20 protein-coding genes and 3 pseudogenes are annotated in these 19,238 nt (G+C 69.3%); 5 read left to right on the top strand and 18 right to left on the bottom strand.

The window, feature by feature from the left end:
- Positions 1 to 453 precede the first annotated feature (453 nt).
- The gene (locus SLP03_RS05115; protein WP_319459343.1) at positions 454 to 1,062 is read right to left on the bottom strand and encodes a class I SAM-dependent methyltransferase; all 609 of its coding nucleotides are present in this window, start codon (positions 1,060 to 1,062) and stop codon (positions 454 to 456) included.
- A 402-nt stretch (positions 1,063 to 1,464) separates the two neighbouring features.
- On the opposite strand from SLP03_RS05115, the gene SLP03_RS05110 reads away from it, so the two are divergent.
- Positions 1,465 to 2,664 (top strand): low temperature requirement protein A, encoded by a 1,200-nt coding sequence (locus SLP03_RS05110; RefSeq protein ID WP_319459342.1) that lies wholly within the window; start codon positions 1,465 to 1,467, stop codon positions 2,662 to 2,664.
- 689 nt (positions 2,665 to 3,353) lie between these two features.
- Here the strand turns inward: SLP03_RS05110 and SLP03_RS05105 are convergent.
- The 11 genes and pseudogenes from SLP03_RS05105 to SLP03_RS05055 form a co-directional block, all read right to left on the bottom strand.
- Positions 3,354 to 4,091 (bottom strand): VOC family protein, encoded by a 738-nt coding sequence (locus tag SLP03_RS05105; RefSeq protein WP_319459341.1) that lies wholly within the window; start codon positions 4,089 to 4,091, stop codon positions 3,354 to 3,356.
- Between the two features lie 133 nt (positions 4,092 to 4,224).
- Positions 4,225 to 4,695, bottom strand: coding sequence for a VOC family protein (locus SLP03_RS05100; RefSeq protein WP_319459340.1), 471 nt, complete (start codon positions 4,693 to 4,695; stop codon positions 4,225 to 4,227).
- A gap of 137 nt (positions 4,696 to 4,832) precedes the next feature.
- Positions 4,833 to 5,375, bottom strand: a complete 543-nt coding sequence (locus tag SLP03_RS05095; RefSeq protein WP_319459339.1) for a GNAT family N-acetyltransferase — start codon at positions 5,373 to 5,375, stop codon at positions 4,833 to 4,835.
- Positions 5,376 to 5,583: 208 nt separating this feature from the next.
- Positions 5,584 to 6,495: an acyl-CoA desaturase gene (locus tag SLP03_RS05090; protein ID WP_319459338.1), complete on the bottom strand. Its 912-nt coding sequence runs from the start codon at positions 6,493 to 6,495 to the stop codon at positions 5,584 to 5,586.
- Between the two features lie 146 nt (positions 6,496 to 6,641).
- A pseudogene (locus SLP03_RS05085) lies at positions 6,642 to 6,844 on the bottom strand (cold shock domain-containing protein).
- Between the two features lie 469 nt (positions 6,845 to 7,313).
- A pseudogene (locus SLP03_RS05080) lies at positions 7,314 to 7,487 on the bottom strand (site-specific integrase); the annotation flags it as partial.
- 274 nt (positions 7,488 to 7,761) lie between these two features.
- Entirely contained in the window at positions 7,762 to 8,415 is a 654-nt protein-coding gene (locus SLP03_RS05075) for a class I SAM-dependent methyltransferase (protein WP_319459337.1), read from the bottom strand.
- A gap of 36 nt (positions 8,416 to 8,451) precedes the next feature.
- Positions 8,452 to 9,099 carry a class I SAM-dependent methyltransferase gene (locus SLP03_RS05070; RefSeq protein WP_319459336.1) on the bottom strand — a complete coding sequence of 216 codons (648 nt, stop codon included), beginning with the start codon at positions 9,097 to 9,099 and terminating at the stop codon, positions 8,452 to 8,454.
- A 15-nt stretch (positions 9,100 to 9,114) separates the two neighbouring features.
- Entirely contained in the window at positions 9,115 to 9,276 is a 162-nt protein-coding gene (locus SLP03_RS05065; RefSeq protein WP_319459335.1) for a hypothetical protein, read from the bottom strand.
- The gene (locus tag SLP03_RS05060) at positions 9,273 to 9,959 is read right to left on the bottom strand and encodes an ABC transporter permease (protein WP_319459334.1); all 687 of its coding nucleotides are present in this window, start codon (positions 9,957 to 9,959) and stop codon (positions 9,273 to 9,275) included. Before SLP03_RS05060 ends, SLP03_RS05065 begins: the two co-directional genes overlap by 4 nt.
- A complete protein-coding gene (locus SLP03_RS05055) occupies positions 9,956 to 10,915 on the bottom strand; it encodes an ATP-binding cassette domain-containing protein (RefSeq protein WP_319459333.1) in 960 nt (319 codons plus the stop codon). The genes SLP03_RS05060 and SLP03_RS05055 overlap by 4 nt, the downstream gene beginning before the upstream one ends.
- 90 nt (positions 10,916 to 11,005) lie before the next feature.
- On the opposite strand from SLP03_RS05055, the gene SLP03_RS05050 reads away from it, so the two are divergent.
- On the top strand, positions 11,006 to 11,584 hold the full coding sequence (locus SLP03_RS05050; protein WP_319459332.1) for a TetR/AcrR family transcriptional regulator: 579 nt from the start codon (positions 11,006 to 11,008) through the stop codon (positions 11,582 to 11,584).
- 421 nt (positions 11,585 to 12,005) lie between these two features.
- On the opposite strand, the pseudogene SLP03_RS05045 reads toward SLP03_RS05050, so the two are convergent.
- Positions 12,006 to 12,137: pseudogene (locus tag SLP03_RS05045) on the bottom strand (IS5/IS1182 family transposase); the annotation flags it as partial.
- A gap of 635 nt (positions 12,138 to 12,772) precedes the next feature.
- Between SLP03_RS05045 and SLP03_RS05040 the strand changes: the two are divergent.
- Entirely contained in the window at positions 12,773 to 13,306 is a 534-nt protein-coding gene (locus SLP03_RS05040) for a hypothetical protein (protein ID WP_319459331.1), read from the top strand.
- A 430-nt stretch (positions 13,307 to 13,736) separates the two neighbouring features.
- On the opposite strand, the gene SLP03_RS05035 is transcribed toward SLP03_RS05040, so the two are convergent.
- Together SLP03_RS05035 and SLP03_RS05030 are read right to left on the bottom strand one after the other, a co-directional pair.
- Complete coding sequence (locus SLP03_RS05035; protein ID WP_319459330.1) at positions 13,737 to 14,000, bottom strand: hypothetical protein; 264 nt, start codon at positions 13,998 to 14,000, stop codon at positions 13,737 to 13,739.
- Between the two features lie 548 nt (positions 14,001 to 14,548).
- Positions 14,549 to 14,944: an NAD(P)-dependent oxidoreductase gene (locus tag SLP03_RS05030; RefSeq protein WP_319459329.1), complete on the bottom strand. Its 396-nt coding sequence runs from the start codon at positions 14,942 to 14,944 to the stop codon at positions 14,549 to 14,551.
- A 189-nt stretch (positions 14,945 to 15,133) separates the two neighbouring features.
- On the opposite strand from SLP03_RS05030, the gene SLP03_RS05025 reads away from it, so the two are divergent.
- A complete protein-coding gene (locus SLP03_RS05025) occupies positions 15,134 to 16,357 on the top strand; it encodes a multidrug effflux MFS transporter (RefSeq protein ID WP_319459401.1) in 1,224 nt (407 codons plus the stop codon).
- Positions 16,358 to 16,360: 3 nt separating this feature from the next.
- Here SLP03_RS05025 and SLP03_RS05020 read toward each other — a convergent pair whose 3' ends face one another.
- Both SLP03_RS05020 and SLP03_RS05015 read right to left on the bottom strand, forming a co-directional pair.
- Positions 16,361 to 16,810, bottom strand: coding sequence for an aspartate 1-decarboxylase (locus SLP03_RS05020; protein ID WP_319459328.1), 450 nt, complete (start codon positions 16,808 to 16,810; stop codon positions 16,361 to 16,363).
- Entirely contained in the window at positions 16,729 to 17,589 is an 861-nt protein-coding gene (locus SLP03_RS05015) for an alpha/beta hydrolase (protein ID WP_319459327.1), read from the bottom strand. Before SLP03_RS05015 ends, SLP03_RS05020 begins: the two co-directional genes overlap by 82 nt.
- A gap of 459 nt (positions 17,590 to 18,048) precedes the next feature.
- Between SLP03_RS05015 and SLP03_RS05010 the strand changes: the two genes are divergently transcribed.
- Entirely contained in the window at positions 18,049 to 18,231 is a 183-nt protein-coding gene (locus SLP03_RS05010) for a hypothetical protein (protein ID WP_319459326.1), read from the top strand.
- Positions 18,232 to 18,339: 108 nt separating this feature from the next.
- Here the strand turns inward: SLP03_RS05010 and SLP03_RS05005 are convergent, their stop codons facing one another.
- The gene (locus tag SLP03_RS05005) at positions 18,340 to 19,224 is read right to left on the bottom strand and encodes a cytochrome c-type biogenesis protein CcmH (RefSeq protein WP_319459325.1); all 885 of its coding nucleotides are present in this window, start codon (positions 19,222 to 19,224) and stop codon (positions 18,340 to 18,342) included.
- Positions 19,225 to 19,238 lie beyond the last annotated feature (14 nt).

The raw sequence follows: 19,238 nt of genomic DNA, 5'->3' as shown, positions 1-19,238 counted from the left end.
AGACACCCGGGCGCGGTCCCCCTCCCGGAGAACGTCCGACTCCGGCTGCACAGGTGTGCGCAGTGCTGTTGATGTGGCTATGTGGCCTGCCCAAGACCGCCGGTGGGTGGCCGCGCCGGTGACGCTGGGATGCGACGATCCCGGCTGGCCTCTCACAGAGTATTCCTGAACGCCGATTCAGGACGCCGGCCGTTCGATCCAGGTCATCCAGGCAGGCATGTGTGCGTATGGTTCAACTCGCTCCTCCGACACGAACCCCCACGGCTCGATCTGTTGTCGGATCACAGATCGGCTGCCGGCTGTCTAGTCCCACCACGTGCTTGACGAATCCGTCCCAGCACATGCACGACAGCCGGCCTTGGTTGCTCAGTCGACCCGGCTACAGTCGGTGACACCCGAGCGCCTGGGGCGCACTCACAGCCGATGAGCGAGCACGGAGGCTCGCGATTCAGCTCACCCTTCGGTTGCGATTGCCGCGATGGCGGCGTGCGGCCGATGAGTGCCTTCGCTGGGCCGCTGCAGGCGCTCGACTTCCGTGAAGCCGGCTCGCGTCAGTCGCTCGGAGAACTCGTCGACGGGCCAGCGATAGGCGGTCACGACTTTGTGGTCGAAGGCGGCGACCTCGTCACCGTCGAAGAGACCGAGCACTAACGTTCCGCCTGGGGCCATTGCTCGCCGGAACTCAGCGAGCACGACGTCGAGATCTTGCGGCGGCAGATGGATCAACGAGCCCCAGGCCAGGATGCCGGCGACGGAGTGGTCGGCAACGTCGAGGTTTTCCATCGACCCGAGTTGATACCTAACGCTCGGATGGGCCGCCTGCGCATGGGCGATGAACTCGGGGACCATGTCGATTCCCGTTGCGTCGACGCCCAGCGAGCGAAGGTAACCGGTGATATGGCCAGGCCCGCAGCCCAGATCGAGCACCGTGCCAGGTCGGCCCGCCAGATGTCGCCCGATGAAGGCGAGGTCGTCGGCGTGTACCTGCTCGCGTGTACCGAACAGCCCGATGTAGAGCTCTGCGACGGACGCATATGCCTGCCGGACCTGCTCCATGTTCACCGCGTGACTATATGAGCTCTTGGATTGGCAGAGCAGGCCCGGGACCAGCGCAGGGAAGCGCGTCGATTCTTGCGGTGCCCGCTTCCGGCAATCCGAGCGCAAGGTCAGATGCGCAGGTAGCCGCGATGCGCGCCCCTGTCGCGGTCCGTGAGGGCTTCCGCGACTCCTCTTGAGGATCATGACGGGCATCAGGTGGGACGCGAGCGTCAAGCATGTCGTGTGACAGGACAAGATCGGCTGCCGGCATGTCGGGCTTCAGTTGATGCGTTACGGATCGATGTCACATGATCCGTGACCATGCCGGCTAGACGATCTTGAGGGAGAGCTCGGGACTAGGCCGCATGAGCAAAAGCGGACGCATACGCTGATACCGACCCAGGATCGGTAGGAGCGGGCGGGCCGGTGACGACGAGTGGAACAGGCGGACTGGTTCGCAGGCTCGAGGACGTCGCGCGAGCGTCGTTCCTGGAGCTGTTCTTCGATGTGGTGTTCGTCTTCGCGCTCCGCGCGCTCGCCCAGCAGCTGTTCAATAATCTGACCTGGTCCGGCGCGTTCCAGGCACTGGTGCTGCTGCTGGCCATCGGATGGGTGTGGTCCCTCACCGCGCGGGTGACCGGACAGTTGAACCCGCGGCGGCCGCCGGTACAACTGCTGGTCCTCGCCACCATGGTGGGTGCCCTGGTGCTCTCCGCGGCGGTCCCCGAGGCGTTCGGCAAGACCGGCTTGATCTTCGCGGTCACCTACCTTGCCATCCAGATCGGCCGCAGCCTGTTCCTCGTGCTCCTGTTGCGGGGCCAGGAGCTGCAAAATATTGCTCGCCGGGCGGCGATCTGGCATGCCGCCACCGCGGTGCCCTGGCTGGCCGGGGCGGTCGCCTCGGGCACAGCACGTACGGCGCTGTGGACACTCGCGGTTGTCCTCATCTACGCCGCACGACGGTTCAGCTACCCCCTGCCAGGACTCAGGCGCCTGGCCGGTGCGCAGGTGCCGGCCGGCGGCGAGTACATGGCCGACCGCCACCGCGCACTGTTCGTCATCGCCCTCGGCGAAGTAATCCTGGCCATCGGATCGAGCCTCACCGGTCGCGGCTTTTCCACCGACCAGACCGTGGCGTTCGTGGTGACATTCGCCGGCACGGCATTGATCTGGCGGATCTACATCTTCCGCGCCGGAGAAGACATGGGGCCGGCCATCCAGGCCTCCGCCAACCCTGACCTGCTCGGCACCCTGGTGTCCTACGCCCACCTGGTCATGATCGCCGGCCTCGTCGTCACCTCGGTCGGCGCCCAACTGGTCATCAACGACCCGTTCGGCCATCCACGAGCGGCCGCGACCGTCACCATCCTCGGCGGCACCGCGCTGTTCCTCGCCGGTCGGACCCTCCTGCAATACCTGGTATTCGGCCGCGTCTCCAGCAGCCGCGTCATCGGGCTGATCGCGCTCGCCTGCCTCCTGCCGCCGATGCTGCTCCTGCCACCGCTCGTCAACGCCTTCGCTACCGGCACAGTCCTCACCGGCATCGTCATCGCCGACAACATTCGCGTACGACGGCACCCCGCACCGATCTCCCCACCAGGTCCCCACCGCCCCAGCGACACGTGACCAGGACCGCCGAGCGCCACTCTCTCCGTCAACGTCACGATGGGCGGGAGTGTCGCGCATCATGTGGAACCAATCTGTCACTCATCAAGCGGAGTACGACAATCGGCTGCCGGCTGGACTGCCGGCGATGTTGTGCAAAGTTTCTGTACGTCTTCAAGGCGGCCCTGAACGGGCCGCACGCGCCGCCGCCTGGGCGCGCGCCGGCCGCTGCCGCTGGCGCTCTGCGGCCGTCACGCCTGACGCCCGGCGGCTGGCGCGAAGGGCGGGGAGCCAGGAGGGCCACCGCAGAACGACAGGCCGTTGATCGGTAGGTGGTGGGCCGGCAGCCGGCCGGGGCGCGGCGGCCGTCGCCTCGCCGCGCCGTAGGGCGAGTCACCGCCGGCCGTGGTGGGGATGCGGCGCGGAATGTGCGGGGCCGCCCCTCCATGGTCAAGGGCGCTTCGGGTCGCTGCGCGACGGCCCTGCGGTCCGCCCTTGACCCTGGAGCCTCTGCGACCCCTCGGGCCGGCGTCGCCGGCAGGCCAGGGGCCTGCCCAGGGTGCGCGCGCCGCATCCCCACCACGGCCTCGTCGCGAGGCAGCCGCGTCAAGGCGATGTTGGGGCTGGCGCTCGCGACGCAGCGGGGTCGCCTAGGGCGCGTCGCAAAGTCCGGGCTCGTGGCCGTAGTGAGCGGATGAAGAGGGTTTGGGTCAGCCTGGGGCGAGGAGGCAGAACTCGTTGCCTTCCGGGTCGGCGAGGACCGTCCACGGGACATCGCTCTGGCCTAGGTCGATGGCGGTGGCGCCGAGAGTCCGCAGTCTGGCCGCCTCGGCCTCTAGGTCGTCACCTGGGTATGGGCGGACGTCGAGATGGACGCGGTTCCACATGGTCTTCACGTCGGGTGTGCGGAGGAACTGCAGGTATGGGCCGACGCCCTTGGCGGAGCGCAGTACCGCGTTGTGGTCGGTCACCTCGTGCAGGGTCCAGTCCATGGCCTTGCCCCAGAAGCGGGCCATGGCTCGCGGATCCGCGCAGTCGACCACTACCGCGGCGATCGGTCCGGTGTCTCGGTAAAGCGGTCGGGGGTCCAGCACGCAGAACTCGTTGCCCTCTGGGTCGGCCATGACCGTCCATGGGACGTCGCCCTGGCCTACGTCGGCGGGTGTTGCGCCGAGATCCTTCAGGCGCGTGACCACCTCCGCCTGATGGGCCGCCGAGGTGGTGGCGAGGTCGACGTGCACGCGGTTCTTCACCGTCTTGGGTTCCGGGGAGGCGATGAGGTCGAGGCAGACGGCGGCGGGGTCGGGGTAGACGAAGCCCTCGGGTTCGAGGTTGGTCACGCCGGGTCCCTCGCTGGAGACTCCCCAGCCGAGCGCCTCCGCCCAGAAACCGCCCAGCGCGGAATCGTCCCGAGCCTTCATGTTGATTTGAACAAGCCGCGTTGCCATGCCGACGATGCTAGCGGCAGCCTGGCACATCAAGATCAGCCGAACTGATCTCGGCACGTCCGGACGGCAGCCGGGCCAGCTCGGCGTGACGCCGCGTAGCGCGCGGATCGCGGCAGATCCGGCCGTTGCGCGCTCAGCCGACGCGCTCGGCCAGCGAGACGATGATCCCTTCCGGCCCCCGGACGTAGGCCATCCGCCAAGCACCCTCGTACTCGCCGATGCCACCGACCAGTCCGTAGCCCTCGCTCGCTGCCCAGTCGACAGCGGCCTGCAAATCGTTGACCTCGAAGGACACGTTGCGCAATCCCAGCTCGTTGGACATGGCGGCCGGCGAGCCCGGCACGGAGTCGGGCCGCACGAACCTCGCGAGCTCCAGGCGGGCGCCATCGTCGGGCGACTTCAGCATGACGATCTCGGTACGGGAGTCGGGAATGCCGCAGACCGTCTCCAAGAACTCGCCCTCGACGAACGCCCTACCCTCGACCTCCAAGCCGAGCGCCACGAAGAAGGCGGTCACGACATCGAGATCTGCGACCGTGATGCCGACGTGGTCGAAGCGTCGTACATATGACATGGACCGTGCTCCCGTCGTCGTATCGAACATGTATCTGCCACGGCAGGCGGCGTTCACAGTACCTAGGCCAACCGAGGAGGCCGCTCGTCACCGTGCGAACGTCCACAACTCGGCTACTTAGCGCGCGCAGTGCGGCATGTAAGTACATGGCGACACCGGAGTTCTGATCAGCAGGTCGACACCCAGAACCGCAACTTGTCGCCACGCTGATCTTCCAGGACCCCGCCGTTACGCTCAATCGCCTTGCGCGAGGCGACGTTGTCGATGTCGCAAGTCACGAGCGCTAACTCGATACCAAGACTGCGCGCCACCGGCAGGGCGGCTCGCAACATCGTCGTAGCGTGCCCGAGGCGACGCGCCGAAGGCCGGACATCGTAGCCGATGTGACCCCCCACCTCGCACAGCTGAGGGGTCAAGCGGTGCCGGACCGCGATCCGACCCAGGTATTCGTCGTCCTCGACCCACCACAGCGTCGTTGACGGTACGTAGGCTTCGGGACGAGGTGAGTCCTCCCGAGCCTGGGCGAGGAGCCAGTCGACGTAGCGCGCGAACCCATCCGGCGCCGAGGACCACGAGTGGCCGAACCGACGAATCTCGTTACCGATCACGGTGCCATCCGCGGCGCTACCACGTCCTTCGCTGCGGAACTCCGCCATCGCGCTGAGGAACGAGCGGCGTAGCCGCACGGTGGGCAAGCTCAGCATCGCCATGCCGATATTGCTATCCGACAAGGCTGTACTGTCGCATCCTCAATTCGGCAAAGCAGGGCGTTCCCACGAGCGCAGGCCGGCTACAGGCGGTGACGGGTGCCCCGGGGTCGGCGCGCACGACCGGCGGCAGATCCGGATACCTGGCCAAGGCTGAGACCGCTAGGCAAGCACCAGTGCGGACATACGGCCACCGAGGAAGAGCGCAGCCCTACCGCGCGCGCTTCGCGTCGAGCCGTTCGGGCACCGGCCAACGCACGTCGCGGGCCAGCCGGAGCTTCTCGAAGATCCAGATGAGCCGGGCGGCGGGGTCGAGCTGGCCGCGCAGGACGCCGTGGCGGGCTCCTGTGGGATCGGCGTGATGGGAGTTGTGCCAGCTCTCGCCGAAGGAGAGGATCGCCAGGGGCCAGAAGTTGGTGGCCCGGTCCTTGCTGACGAAGGGCCGGTCGCCCACGACGTGGCAGATGGAGTTCACCGACCAGGTGACGTGGTGCAGCACGGCCATGCGGACCAGCCCGGCCCAGAAGAAGGCGCTCAGCGCGCCCGCCCAGGTGCCGGTGACGAGGCCGCCGATCAGTGCGGGCGTGAGCAGGGACACCGCAGCCAGCGGCCCGAAGAGGCGGTCGACCACGCGGATGTCGCGGTCGGCGAGCAGGTCCGGGGCGAAGCGGGACCGGTTGCTCAGCTCTCGCCGGAACATCCAGCCGATGTGGGCGTGGAACAGGCCCTTGAGCACCGCGGTGACGCTGGTGCCGTAGCGCCAAGGCGAGTGGGGGTCGCCTTCGCGGTCGGAGAAGGCGTGATGGCGGCGGTGGTTGGCGACCCACTGGGTCGGCGAACCCTCGACGGCGAGCGATCCGGCCACGGCCAGCGCGATGCGCAGTCCGCGCCGCGCCTTGAACGACCCGTGGGTCAGGTGGCGGTGATATCCGGCCGCGATACCGAACCCGCTGATCAGATAGGTGGTGATCGCCAAGGTCAGGTCGACGCCGGACAGCCCCCAGCCCCACGCGACCGGCATGGCGGCGAGGAGAGCGATGAACGGGGTCACCACGAAGATCCAGATTGCGACCGCACCTGCTCTGGTCTGCGGCGCGGCGAGCAGCGGCTTGGGTTCGTTCACGGTGCGGGGGACATCGAGGCGATCGACGACCGCCGGTGGACTGGTCGCGCCCATGCGACTCCTGTCTGAGATTCGGTGGTGGGGTTCGTGCTGGCCCGTTAGCGACATGGCCGGGACGACGGGTTCCCGGCCATGGTTACGATTGCTCAGAGGACGCGTACGCCCGCTGCCTGCGGGCCCTTTGGCCCTGCACGATGTCGAACTCGACCCGCGGGCTCTCGGTGAGGCTGCGGAAGCCGTTCGACTGGATCTCAGAGAAGTGGACGAAGACGTCGGCGCTGCCGTCGTCGACGGAGATGAAGCCGAAGCCCTTGTCGTCGTTGAACCACTTCACGGTGCCCTGTGCCATATGTCTCGTCCTTGGGAGTGGGAGCCGCACGCTGCGGCTATCCGAGCCGTTTGCCCCGGCGGCCACATCCGCCCGAAGAGGAAGACGAAACCACCCGCGCTACCTGATCCGCGGATGTCAAAAGATCAACTACTGAAACACGCAAAATCACGACCTGTAGGAAATCAACTCTCCCACACCTGCCCTTATTCCCGCCCGGGCGGATTCGGCCCTCTCCTGGAAACGCTGTGACGAGGACAGACTCGGGCGCGGGCACGGTCGCCGGACTCAGCGGCGTCGTGTGGAGGGCGTGTTCGCGCAGCCCGCGTACACACGGGCAGTCGACCCTCGGCCCCGCTCGGGGGCCGCTCGGCGGGGAGGGCCGGCGCGAACAGGTAGCCCTGCATCACCGACAGCCGCTCGACGCAGTTGTCAGCGAAGGCCGGTAGCCCCCCGACTGGTTGAGGCGACATTCTGCATGGGCGAGCTGAACCGCCCGTAGCTGGGGACCACCTGGGGACCGGCGAGCCTTCAGGTGAGCACTCAGTGCCATTCCGGCGGTCGTAATCGATCGGCGATCGGGGTGCAAATACCGCTGGGTCGTGGTGAGCGACCCGTGCCCGGCGATCTTTCGCAGGACGTGCACCGGTACGCCGGCATCTGCGGCGCTTGCCGCCATGGCGACCTTGGAACTCGTATGGAGCAGTCGGCTGCGCGAGAGGCCGAAGACTGCCCCATGATCAGGCCGCCGCCAGGCCGTCGGGCGGCAAACAAGGACGACAAACGACGACCACTGGCGACGGACCCCGCCCAGGTCACAGCCGGTAGGCGATGCCCGTACCAGTCGAAGCCTGAGCGCCTTACCTGTAGTTGGTGAACTGCATCCTGATCTTCGAGGACCGTATGGATAGGGTGCCGGCGGGAGGCGGTTGTGCTAGCTAGTTCCTGGCGAGAAGCAGCCAGGTGAAGGGCTGAATGCCGCCGTCGGGGGTCCGATGGTGTTCACGGTTCGCGCGTAGTATCCGCCAGCCAGGGAAGTGTTCGGCGAGCTGGCTCGGGGCGTAGCGGGCGACCGGCAGGCCGGAGCAGCGATCAGGGCCGTCGGCGGCGAAGGTCGCGATGATGATGTAGCCGTCCGGTTGGAGTGCGGTGTGAAGGACGTCGAGGTAGCGGGTGCGGTCGTCCGGGCTGGTGAGGAAGTGGAAGACGGCCCGGTCGTGCCAGACCTTGTAGCGACGTTCAGGCTTCCACGTCAGCAGATCTGCGACGATCCAGGCGACTGTGCGGGCGTTCTGGCCGAGCCGCTGTTGTGCGGCTTTCAGGGCGGGCGGCGAGATGTCGAGGACGGACACGTCGCGGAACCCATGCTCGAGCAGGCGGTCGACGAGCACGGAGGAGCCGGCGCCGACGTCGAGGATCGGGTCGTCTGCGCCGACATCTGTGGCGGTGAGCAGTTCCAGCGATAGTGTGGGCTCGGGTTGGAACCAGCTGACCTCGGTAGTTCGCTTCTGCTCGTAGACGCCGGTCCAATGCTCCGCAGTCACAGTCGTTCCTTCCGCGAACTCGCCCACGGCGGTCTGGCCGTGGATCACACGCTGCCGAGCGCCTCGCGCGGGCCCGTCACACCCTTACCCGCGCTGCCGACCTTGACGCGTGGATTTGATCGCGCGGAGCCGCTCGACGGTGCCGAGCTTGGAACGCTGGCTTTCCTCCAGGACGAAGCCGGCGTCCTGGACCAGCGGCAGCGGGTGGCGGGTCTGATAGTCGCCAGCGAACCGGAGCGTGGCCTTCTCCCATAGGCGTTGCAGCGTCAGGATGAGGCGGTTGTTGGCGGCGACGTGGTCGAGTAGGACGAGGCGGCCGCCGGGGCGTAGCACGCGGTGCATTTCGGCGATGGCGGCCCGGTCGTCGGCAACGCTGCACAGGGACAGCGTGCAGATGACCGTGTCGAACGAGGCGCCGTCGTACGGCAACTGTTCCGCGGGCGCTTCGGCGAGGTCGACGTTGAGGCCGAGGTCGGCGGCGCGCTTGCCGGCGGCGGCGAGCATCGCGGGGGAGAGGTCGACACCGGTCAGTCGGGTGCCGGGCGGGTAGTGGGGGAGGTTGAGGCCGGTGCCGATGCCGACCTCCAGCACGTCGCCTTGGGCCTGGGCGCAGACCCACGGCCGCTGGTCGCGGCCGATGAGCAGGGGTTCGAAGCTTCGCATCTGGCGGTCGTAGCCGGGGGCCATGCGGTCCCAGATGCGCCGGTTGCGGTCGAGCGGATCGACGGTCATGGTGGCCTCCGATGGTCAGATGACGGTGCGGCGATAGGTGCGGACGGCCAGCGGCACACAGACCGCGGTGATGGCTGCGGCCCAGAGCAGTGCCAGGCCGACGTGCGCGCCGACGGTTTGGCCGGCGGGCAGCGCCCCGGGGCCGAGAATGAGGCCGCGTACCGCATTCGCGGTCACGGTGACGGGTTGGTGGGTGGCGAAGGGTTGAAGCCATGCGGCATCGACTGCGCCGGTACGAAGACGGCGCTGGTGAACCCGAGCGGGAACACCACGATGTACACGGCGGCCTGGACGGCTTCGGCGGTGCGCACGAGTAGCCCGAGGACCGCCATCGCCCACGACCAGGCGTACCCGAAGGACAGGGCGACCGCGACGCCGGCGACCAGGCCGAGGAAGCTGGTCTGCCAGCGGAAGCCGATCAGGAACCCGACGCCGGCCATCAGCGTGAGCGTCCCGGTCGAGCGGGCCAGGTCGGAGAAGGTGCGCCCGGCCAGTACGGCGACCCGCGACATCGGCAGGGACCGGAACCGGTCGATGGTGCCTTTGGCGAGGTCGTCGGCGAGCCCGGACGCGGTGCCGGCACCGCCGAAGAGCGCGAACTGCGCCAGCAGGCCGGGGACGAGCCAGTTGACGTACTTCCCGCCGGTCGCCGGCGGCAGCGCGGTTTGCACGGCACCGCCGAAGACGTAGGTGAACATCACGATGAAGACGACCGGCATGATGCTGGAGACCAGCAGCACGCCGGGCAGTCGTACGGTGTGGAGCAGGTTGCGCCTGGTCAGCACGACGATGTCGCGGGCGGCGCGACGCAGTCCCGGCGCGTGTGCAATCGCGGAGGTGGTGGCTGCGGTGGTATTCACCGGGCAGCCCTCGCGGTGCTGGTCGACGGTCCGGTGAGACTAAGGAAGGCCTCATCGAGTGTTGGCTTACGCAGGCCGATCGTTACCGGTGCCACGCCGGCAACATCGAGCTGGTGCAGCACGTCGTGCAGTGACCGTTCCCCGTGTGGCGCCGAGACAACGATGGGCGATCGCGGGCCGTCGGTCCGCAGCGCGGCGTAGATGCCACCGAGCGCGGCGAGCGTGTTGGGGCGGTCGTGGTCGGCCACGTCGAGTTCGACCACCGCGTCGCCGACGCGGTCCTTGAGTTGGTCGGTGGTGCCTTCGCTGACGATGCGGCCGTGGTCGATCAGGGCGATTCGGTCGGCGAGCCGGTCGGCCTCGTCGAGGTACTGGGTGGTAAGCAGTACTGTCGTGCCGCCGTCGACGAGGTCGCGGACCAGGTCCCACAGGTCGCGTCGGCTGGCCGGGTCGACGCCGGCGGTCGGCTCGTCGAGGAACAGCACGGGTGGAGCGCCGACTAGGGACGCGGCCAGGTCGAGCCGTCTACGCATGCCGCCCGAGTAGGTGCGCACAGGGCGGTCACCGACGCCGGCAAGGTCGATGCGTTCCAGGACGTCAGCGGCCCGCCGGCGGGCCTCGCGCCGGGTCAACCCGTAGAGGAGGCCGACCATTTCGACGTTCTCGCGCCCGGTCAGGTAGTCGTCGACCGCCGCGTACTGCCCGGCCAGGCCGATCCGGTTCCGCACGCCGGCCGGGTCTCGGCGTACGTCGAGCCCGGCGACCCGGGCCGCGCCGGTCTCCAGCGGGAGAAGGGTGGCCAGGACGCGGATCAGGGTGGTTTTTCCGGCGCCGTTTGGGCCAAGCAGGCCGTAGACGACGCCGGAGGGCACCCGAAGGGTCAGTCCGTCCAACGCCCGTTGGCCGCCGCGGAAGGTCTTCACCGCGTCCTCGACCAGGATGATCGGGTCGTCCATCGGTACCTCCCGCATGTCGACTTCAGAATGTAGACGCTAGCGTTTACATGACTGGTTGTAAACTGCGCAGACCAGGCAGCGGGAGGTGACGTGGCGGAAGAGGTGAGCCAGGCGACTCGACGCCTGCCGCGGGCCGAACGGCGGGAACAGATCATCACGGCCGCGACACGAGCCTTCGGTGCCGCCGGCTTCGCCGCCACCAACCTGGACGACATCGCCGCCGAGGCGGGCGTCAGCCGAGCAATCCTGTACCGCCACTTCGACTCCAAGACCGACCTGTACCAGGCGGTCCTCGACAGCGCCTGCGGCCGGTTGATCGCTGCCGTCGGAGCGGACGAGTTCACCGAGGCGAGCATCCCGGGGCTGCTGCGCGCAGCGGCGGAGGACCCTGCCGGTTTCCGGCTGCTGTTCCACCACGCCGCACGGGAACCGGAGTTCCGGCAGGCGATGGACCAGTTCAGGGTGGACATGACGACCGTCGCCCACAAGCACCTCGCCGGCAGCATCCCGGACCTGCAGTGGGCGGCCTGGGCCGCGCAGCTCGTGCCGACCGTTGCCATTGCTGCGGTCACGGCCTGGCTCGACGCGGGTCAGCCCGATCCAGACCGTGCCGCCGACCGGATCATCGAGGCGGTCAACGGCGTGATCGCCGCCGCGCAGCGCGCCTGACTACGTCCGGCCGCAGACGATGACAGAGCAGCGTGATCTCTATGGGGTTGGCGGTCAGTGCCAATGCCTGTTCGGCCCAGTCAGCACAGAGTCAGCAAACCGGCCGCTAGGAAGGGCACCGAAATCACCGCTGAGATCTACATGTTCGGCGAGCTGGTCGCTGACCGTCGTCTGCGCCGCTGCGAACAGCGGACGCGTCCGATCCCCGCCTCACGAGAGTAGAGGCGCTAGGAGGCGGCACGGGGACCGACCGATCCGGGCCTGTGAATGTTCGCGTCCGTGGGTCGGTGCCGCGGGTGGGTCATGGTCGGCTGTTGAGGAATCCGATCACGGTCGCGCCCCACCAGCCGACCTGGGAGATCAGTACCACGAGGAAGGTGCGGGCAAGCAGGCGCCGGGGCAGGTTGGCGGGGTGTGCCGCCCGCTGTCGTGGTCGTCCTCGGATGCCCTTGATGGGTGGGATCTTGACGACCAGGGGCAGCAGTTGGGTGGCGTCGTGGCGGTTGCCGCCGGTCAGCGTGACGGCGAGGGGGATGCCGCCCGCGTCAACAAGATCCCACAGAACACCTTGCGATCATCCAGAGGCCGGGGAACCGGTGCCGACGGGGTGGCAGCAACGGCTCGATCACCCCTCCTCACGTTCAGACGGAACGATCCTCACGTCCACCGGTTACGCCCAACATTATTTCGTTAGGAGTTCTAGGTCACTGTTGACGTACCGAAGGGCGCATCCGCGAGGTAACGCTTCGACCATCGTCAACGCGCTGGTCAGGCTCGCGCTACCCCCAGTCAGCCCGTGACATGATTGCGCCCATGGGGAAGCAGCAGGACGTCGGCGGGCCCGACCGTCACAGCGGGTCAGGTACCACCGCCCACCGTGCGACCGGTGGCAGCGCCGACGCGCGGCTCGCCCTCGCGCAGGACCCCGCAACGCCACAGATGACCCTCTTCGACTTGGCGTCCGACCCTTCGGCCGTGGTCCGTAAGGCGGTCGCGGCCCGGACCGACGCACCCGCCCAGGCACTGCGACCGCTGACCCGGGACCATGATCGTCAGGTCCGGGAGGCTGTGGCGAGAAACCCTTCGACCTCGGTCGCCAATCTCTTGCGTCTCGTCAAGGACGCCGACCGGTGGGTCCGCTGGGCGGTCGCCGGAAACCCGGCTAGCGACGAGTCGGTTCGCCGGGTGATGTCAGAGGCACCCGACAAGGAGCTTCGTGGTCTCCTCGCGGAGGTGCGGGAGTTGGAGCCCGATCTGGCCGCCAGGCTGATCGACGACGTCTCACCCGAGGTACGGGAACGACTCGCCACCCACACCCACGACCCCGGCGTGATCACCGCCCTGATGGCCGATCGCACCGTACGGGTACGCAAGGGGGTCGCCCGCAACCCGCGGACCACCGCCGAGCAGCGCAGGGCGCTTGCCCAGGACCCCGCGGTCGACGTCCGTGCCGCGCTGGTCCGCGCGGTCGAGCTGGACGAGGCGGATCTGGAACGCCTGGTTGACGACCGTTCGGTGCAGGTCCGACTGGCGATGGCAACATCCGAGGTCATCCCGCCGCACATCCGGCGGGCCCTCGGCCGCGATCCCGACGACATGGTGGCTGGCGCGGCGCGGGATTTCCGCCCGGCGTCTGGCAACTCCCCGGTGATAAGGGCTCCACGCCTCGGTCACCGGCGCTCCGGGTCCGGCCCAGATCGACCGGGCGGCGCCGCGCGCTAAGGCCGGCGGCATGTCTGCCACGGCCCATGCAGGGCGGGCCAGCCGCTGAAGACCTACTAACCTCGCGCCTTGAGATTGCCCGGTGGGGCGGTGTGGCAGGGTGATCCAACGGCCGAGGAGAAAGGTTCGTGAGCCGGCCCGACCCGCACCGCTCGATCGCGCTGCTGATCGGAACCGCGTCGCACGACGAGTCGTGGCCGGGTCGGCTTGAGGATCTGCCGGCTGTACGGGCGAACGTCAGCGAACTTGCGCGTCTCATCACCACGGCCCCAGTCGGACTCGTCGCGCCGGAGCGGTGCTACCAGCTCACCGCGACGAGCGGAGGGCTGAGCCGGACCGCTGTGGTGCTGCTCGTGGTGACCGCTCCGCCCGACTTCGGCCTCGCCGCGACGCCGACCTCCGCCAGCGTCGTCGCGGGGTCCAGCGCCGGCTACACGATCGGCGTCACCGGCCTGAACGGCTTCACCGGTACCGTCGCGATGAGCCTGGGCGGCCTGCCGGATTCGGTCGGGACGGCATCGTTCTCGCCGTCGGTCGTCGTCGGATCGGGCAGCGCGAGCCTGAGCATCGCGACGTCCGGGTCGGCGCCGCCAGGGACGTACGCCTTGACGGTGACGGGTACGAGCGGCTCGACCAGCCACTCGACCGGGATCACGCTGGTGGTCACGCCAGCACCGGACTTCTCGGTGACCATCTCGCCGTCGTCGGCGACGGTGCTGCGGGGCGGGACCGCCACCTACACGGTGTCGACCTCGGCGGTCGGCGGGTTAACGGGCGCGGTGGCATTGTCGACAGCCGGCCTGCCGTGGCTCGTCAGCCAGCTTCACGCCGAACCCCGTCAGCGCCTCCGGCGCCTCCACCCTGCGGGTGAGCACCACCAGCCGGACTCCCCGCGGCACGTTCACGATGCTCATCACCGGCACCAGCGGCTCCGTGGTCCACCAGGCCACGGCGACGCTGGTGGTCCGCTAACCCCGCTAACAAGGCCACGCCGGCGTCTCCGCCACCCCCGGATGGTGCAGGTGAGGCTGGGAGGCGAGGTCGGCGGTCAGCACCTCGACGCGGTCGTCGCCGACTTGTGCGGCGACCCGCCGCCTCACCAGTTCGCCACTGTTGCGGTTTCAGACCACAATCACCATGGTGCTGCCCAGCCCAGCAAGTTGGGTCGTGATCACATGGCCCATCCCGCCAGCGGCTCCGGTGATCAGGCTGACCTTGCCGGTCAGATTCACTTCACCGCAGTCATGCGGCGATCCGTGGGGACTGGTTCGGGCGCACAATCGTCCAGTCGACGGTGGAGGCTCGGATGAGCCTTTCCATTTCGTCTTTGTCGCGCATCTTGTCGGCCAGCATCGCCCACAACATCCGCGAGTAGAGCGAACGGTCGTGCATCTCGGCGGCGCCATGAGCGCTCACCACGATCAGTCGTCGCACCCCGGTCCGCGTCGTCGGACCGAGAATCGAGCGGATGCCGTCGGCGCAGACGCTCACCGGTCCCTTGGCGTTGGTGCCCAGCGCACTGATCACCACATCGCGGCCACTCACCGCATCATCGACCAGTTCGGCGCTGTTCAGGTCCGGTACGACGGCGATCTGCAGACCGGGTCGGGCCTGCAGGGCTTCCGGGCGGCGCACCACCGCGGTGTGACCTCCGATACCTCCCGGCCGACGGGGAATCAGCCCACCGGATCCGGGCTTGGAGCCGAATGTGACTCCTGCCCTGTTCTCCGCCCGGCTGCGCAACGACGACCGGTCGGCGGCGATCCGATGACCGCCACCGTCGACGCCCCCGAGGGCCCGGCAGCCCCGCTGACGCCGGGTGACCTGATGAGCCCCCGGCAACGCCTGCGGCTCGTCCTCGTGCTCGGGTCGCTCATCGCGGTGGGTCCGCTGACCATCGACATGTACCTGCCCGCGCTTCCCGCGATCGTCGCCGATTTTCAGACCACGTCGGCGGCGGTCCAACTGACCCTCACCGGCACGCTGGCGGGCCTCGCCCTCGGCCAGTTGCTGATCGGCCCGCTGTCCGACGCTGTCGGCCGGCGCGCGCCGCTGATCGCCGGCATCGTGCTGCACGTCGTGGCGTCGGTGCTCTGCGTCGTCGCACCGAACATCGCCGTTCTCGGTGGATTGCGGGTGGTGCAGGGCCTCGGCGTCGCGGCAGCCTCGGTGGTCGCGATGGCCGTGGTCCGCGACCTGTTCAGCGGCGCGGCCTTCGCCACGCTGCTCTCCCGGCTGCTGCTGGTCATGGGGGCGGCGCCGATCCTCGCTCCGACCCTCGGTGGCGGACTGCTGCGTTGGACGGACTGGCGCGGCGTGTTCGTGGCCCTGGCCGCCTTCGGTGTGCTGCTCGTCGTGGTCGCCGCGCTCGGCCTCCGCGAGACGCTGCCGGTCGATCGGCGCCAGCGCGGCGGGGTGGTCGCGACGGTGATCGTGTACGGCTCGCTGCTGCGGGACCGTACGTTCGTGGGCCTGGTTCTGGTTGCCGGGCTGGCCATGGCGGCGTTGTTCGCCTACGTGGCCGGGTCGTCGTTCGTCCTGCAGCAGCAGTACGGGCTGGACGAGCAGCAGTTCGGGCTGGCCTTCGGCGCGGGCGCGGTCGGGCTGATCGCGGCTACCCAGTTCAACGTACGGCTGCTGCGCCGTTACTCGCCGCAGCGGATCCTCGTCGCGGCCCTGGGGGTGGGGACCGCGGCCGGTTTGGCGCTGCTCGCCTTCGCCGCGACCGGGCTCGGCGGGCTGCCGAGCCTGCTGGTGGCGTTGTGGGTGGTGCTCGCGGCGGCGGGCCTCGCGATGCCGAACGCGCCGGCCCTGGCCCTGTCCCGGCACGGGGAAGCGGCCGGTACGGCCTCCGCTCTGCTCGGCGCCGTGCAGTTCGGCGTCGGCGCGCTGGCCGCGCCCCTGGTGGGCGTGCTGGGCACCGGCGCGGTGGCCATGTCCCTCGTCGTTGCGGGTGGCATGGTGGCGGCGATGGCGGTTCTGCTCGTGGTCGTCCGGCCCGCCCGGCTCGCCGACCTCGAGCCGGACGCGGTGGTCGTGGCAGCGCACTAGGATCTAGTCACCCGAGCGATCGCCGGCGCCCCGCAGCACCGCGCCGGAGACCAGGCCGTGGCCGTCCGGCACCTCCGCGGCGCCATGCCCCTGGCTGACCACCTTGTTCTCGGCGTCCACGAACACGACGCTGGGCTTGAATTCGTGCGCGCCCGACTCCTTAACGAGCGCGTAGGCGATGAGGATGACGAGATCCCCGGGGCTGATCAGCCGAGTCGCGGCCCCGTTGATACCGATGACCCCGGAGTTCCGGGGACCTTCGATGACGTAGGTGGGCAGCCGCTCGCCATCGCGTCTGGTCGGGCCTCCGCGATCGGCCCGACGCGCAGGGGCTGATCGCGGGGAGCGCTGTGCCCGCGGCTCGCGGCGGACTACCGGCGCCCCGCCATGGCCGGAGCGGGCGCACCGATGAATTCCATCATCGCGCGGTTGACGTCGTCGGCGTGCGTCCACGGGATCGAGTGCGGCGCGCCCGGCAACGTCACCAGCTTGCTGTCCGACAGCATCGACTGCAGGCGCGGGGCGGTCGGCGGGTACGGCACGACGTTGTCGGCGTCGCCGTGGATGATCAGCACCGGTACGTCGATCCGCGACACATCGCCGCGGAAATCCTCCAGCCAGGTCTTGATGCAGGCTAGCGTGCCGATCGCGGAGGCGGAGGCCGCGATGTTCCAGTTGGCCCGGTACGCCTCCTCGCTGACCAGCTTGCCCTTCGTCTGCTCATAGTTGAAGAAGTTGTTCAGGAAGCTGGTGAAGAAAGCGAACCGGTCCACCATGATCGCGTTCATGAAGCCGTCGAAGACGCTCTGGTCCACGCCCTCCGGGTTGTCGGAGGTCTTCAGCAGGAACGGCGGGATCGTGCTGATCATTACCGCCTTGCTCACCCGACCGGACCCTCTGGTGCCCAGGTATCGCGCCACCTCACCGGTGCCCATCGAGTGGCCGACCAGGATGGCGTCCCGCAGGTCGAGTTCATTCATGATCGCCTCGAGGTCGGCGGCGAACGTGTCGTAGTCGTACCCGGTGGCCGGATGGCTCGAGCTCCCGAACCCGCGCCGGTCGTAGGTGATCGTCCGGTACCCCGCCGACATCAGGGCGGGCACCTGCTTCTCCCAGGCGGCGCCGCTGAGCGGGAAACCATGGATGAGCACCACCGGCTGGCCGTCGCCGTGGTCCTCGTAGTACAGGTCGACGGCCGCGCGGTTCTCCGCGCCGACGGTGATGAATGGCATCAGCATCTCCTGTTCCCTGCGCGAATCGAGGAAGCGCCAGCGTGGCGCCCTGGGCGAAGCCTCGAAGGCGGCTGCACCGGCGACAGGCGTGCATCCCCGCGGCGCGGCGCGTTAATCACGCTGCCCTGGTCGGGAACCGGGCAGGTGACGAGGTTGGATCAGACACGTTTCCCCGCGCCAGGTCGCGTACCGGGCCCGGCGGCCCAGCGTCTCGACCGGGTTGCCGGCCGCCCGGGTCATCGCCAGCACCCGGAACTCGCCAGGTCGGTGACCGTCTCCTCGCCAGGATCGAGCCTGCCGCCGGGTAACTCCCACCCGTCGCGGTCGTTTTGCATAGGACGCGTGATTCGCGGATGACGAGGCCTTTGCTGTAAACCGGGAACAGTTGCCCCGCCGTTTGGGCCAGGTGCGATGGGTACGGCCGACAACGGCGCAGGGGGCACGGAGGGCGGTACGGCGATGAACAGTGGTCGACTGGGTGACATGCTCGTCGGCGCGGCGGGCAACGTGGCCGGCACGGTCGTCGATCCGCGCAAGGGGCTGAGCCAGCTCCGCTCGGCGGTCTCCGGGCGGACCCTGGTAACCGTGGCGGCGGGCCTGGTCATCGGCTACCTGGTGGCACGGTCACGACGCCGGGCGTGACGCCCGGGGACGCCGGCTTCCCGGAGCGACCGACATGTTCGGTCCCGGACGCGGCCGGGATGTCCCGGCGTGCGCCCTGCCGACGCGCCGCCCGCGTCCGCAGTGCGGTCAGGGGCGGGTGGCCAGCAACCGTCTGATCTCCGGGGCGGCCGGGTGCTCCGGCGCGACGGTCAGGAAGCGCCGCAGGGTGCGCGGCGCCTCGGTGGGGCGCGTGCGCCGCTGGGCGAGGCCCAGCACGAGCAGGCCGTCCGGGAGTTCCGGCGCGTGGGCCAGGGTTTCCGTCGCCGCCTGCGCCGCGCCGGCCGCGTCCCCCGCCCTGAGGAGGGCGAAGGCGAGTCGCAGCCGGATCGTGTCGTCGGGGCGGTCGCGCAGCGCCTCCCGGTACATCTGCGCGGCGGCGTCGTACCGGTCCTGCGCCTCCAGATCGCGCGCCAGCCCGACCGCCACCGCGACCGGATCCGCCGGCGTCGGGTCGGACCTTGGCCGGTCGAGGCCGCGGGCGGCGACTGCCACCGACACCACGACGGCGATCAGCCCGAGCGCGGACCACCGCCAGGCCCACCGGGCCGCGCCGCCAGGTGCCGGCCCGGCGGCCGGTGGCGCTGTCGGAAGCTCACCGCTTCGCCGTGGCCGGGCGCGCAGGGTGCGCCGGGCCGCGTAGCCGGCGGCCAGCAGGGTGAGCGCGGGTACGGCCCAGAGCAGCAGCTCCACGCCGCGGGCCGGCGGGTCGGCCAGCACGTCCGGGCCGTAGCGTTGGACGAACCAGCGCCGGATCTCGTCGCGGCTGCGCCCCTGGGCCGCCTGGTCCGCCACCGCCTGCCGCATCGCCGCCGCGATCGGTGATCGGGAGTCCGCCACCGACTCGCCCTGGCACGCCGGGCAGCGCAGGTCGGCGGCGACCGAGCGGACCGGGTCGTCCTGGCCCGCGCCGGCGGCCGACCGGGTCAGACCGGCGCCGGCCGCGGCGAGCAGGGCCACGAGGACGAGCGTCACCGCGACCGGGCGCC

The sequence above is a fragment of the Micromonospora sp. RTP1Z1 genome, assembly GCF_033804685.1.
Lineage (GTDB): Bacteria > Actinomycetota > Actinomycetes > Mycobacteriales > Micromonosporaceae > Micromonospora.
The sequence above is the reverse complement of the archived record's forward strand: the minus strand, read 5'-3'. Positions and strand labels throughout refer to the sequence as shown.

Excerpts from the sequence above, each read along its gene's own strand:
- SLP03_RS05100 (WP_319459340.1), bottom strand. The coding sequence starts at position 4,695 with ATGTTCGATACGACGACGGGAGCACGGTCCATGTCATATGTACGACGC.
- SLP03_RS05070 (WP_319459336.1), bottom strand. The coding sequence starts at position 9,099 with ATGACCGTCGATCCGCTCGACCGCAACCGGCGCATCTGGGACCGCATG.
- SLP03_RS05015 (WP_319459327.1), bottom strand. The coding sequence starts at position 17,589 with ATGCCATTCATCACCGTCGGCGCGGAGAACCGCGCGGCCGTCGACCTG.
- SLP03_RS05040 (WP_319459331.1), top strand. The coding sequence starts at position 12,773 with ATGTCAGAGGCACCCGACAAGGAGCTTCGTGGTCTCCTCGCGGAGGTG.
- SLP03_RS05055 (WP_319459333.1), bottom strand. The coding sequence starts at position 10,915 with ATGGACGACCCGATCATCCTGGTCGAGGACGCGGTGAAGACCTTCCGC.
- SLP03_RS05105 (WP_319459341.1), bottom strand. The coding sequence starts at position 4,091 with ATGGCAACGCGGCTTGTTCAAATCAACATGAAGGCTCGGGACGATTCC.
- SLP03_RS05010 (WP_319459326.1), top strand. The coding sequence starts at position 18,049 with ATGAACAGTGGTCGACTGGGTGACATGCTCGTCGGCGCGGCGGGCAAC.
- SLP03_RS05095 (WP_319459339.1), bottom strand. The coding sequence starts at position 5,375 with ATGGCGATGCTGAGCTTGCCCACCGTGCGGCTACGCCGCTCGTTCCTC.
- SLP03_RS05035 (WP_319459330.1), bottom strand. The coding sequence starts at position 14,000 with ATGGTCACCGAGAAGTCCGGTGCTGGCGTGACCACCAGCGTGATCCCG.
- SLP03_RS05025 (WP_319459401.1), top strand. The coding sequence starts at position 15,134 with ATGAGCCCCCGGCAACGCCTGCGGCTCGTCCTCGTGCTCGGGTCGCTC.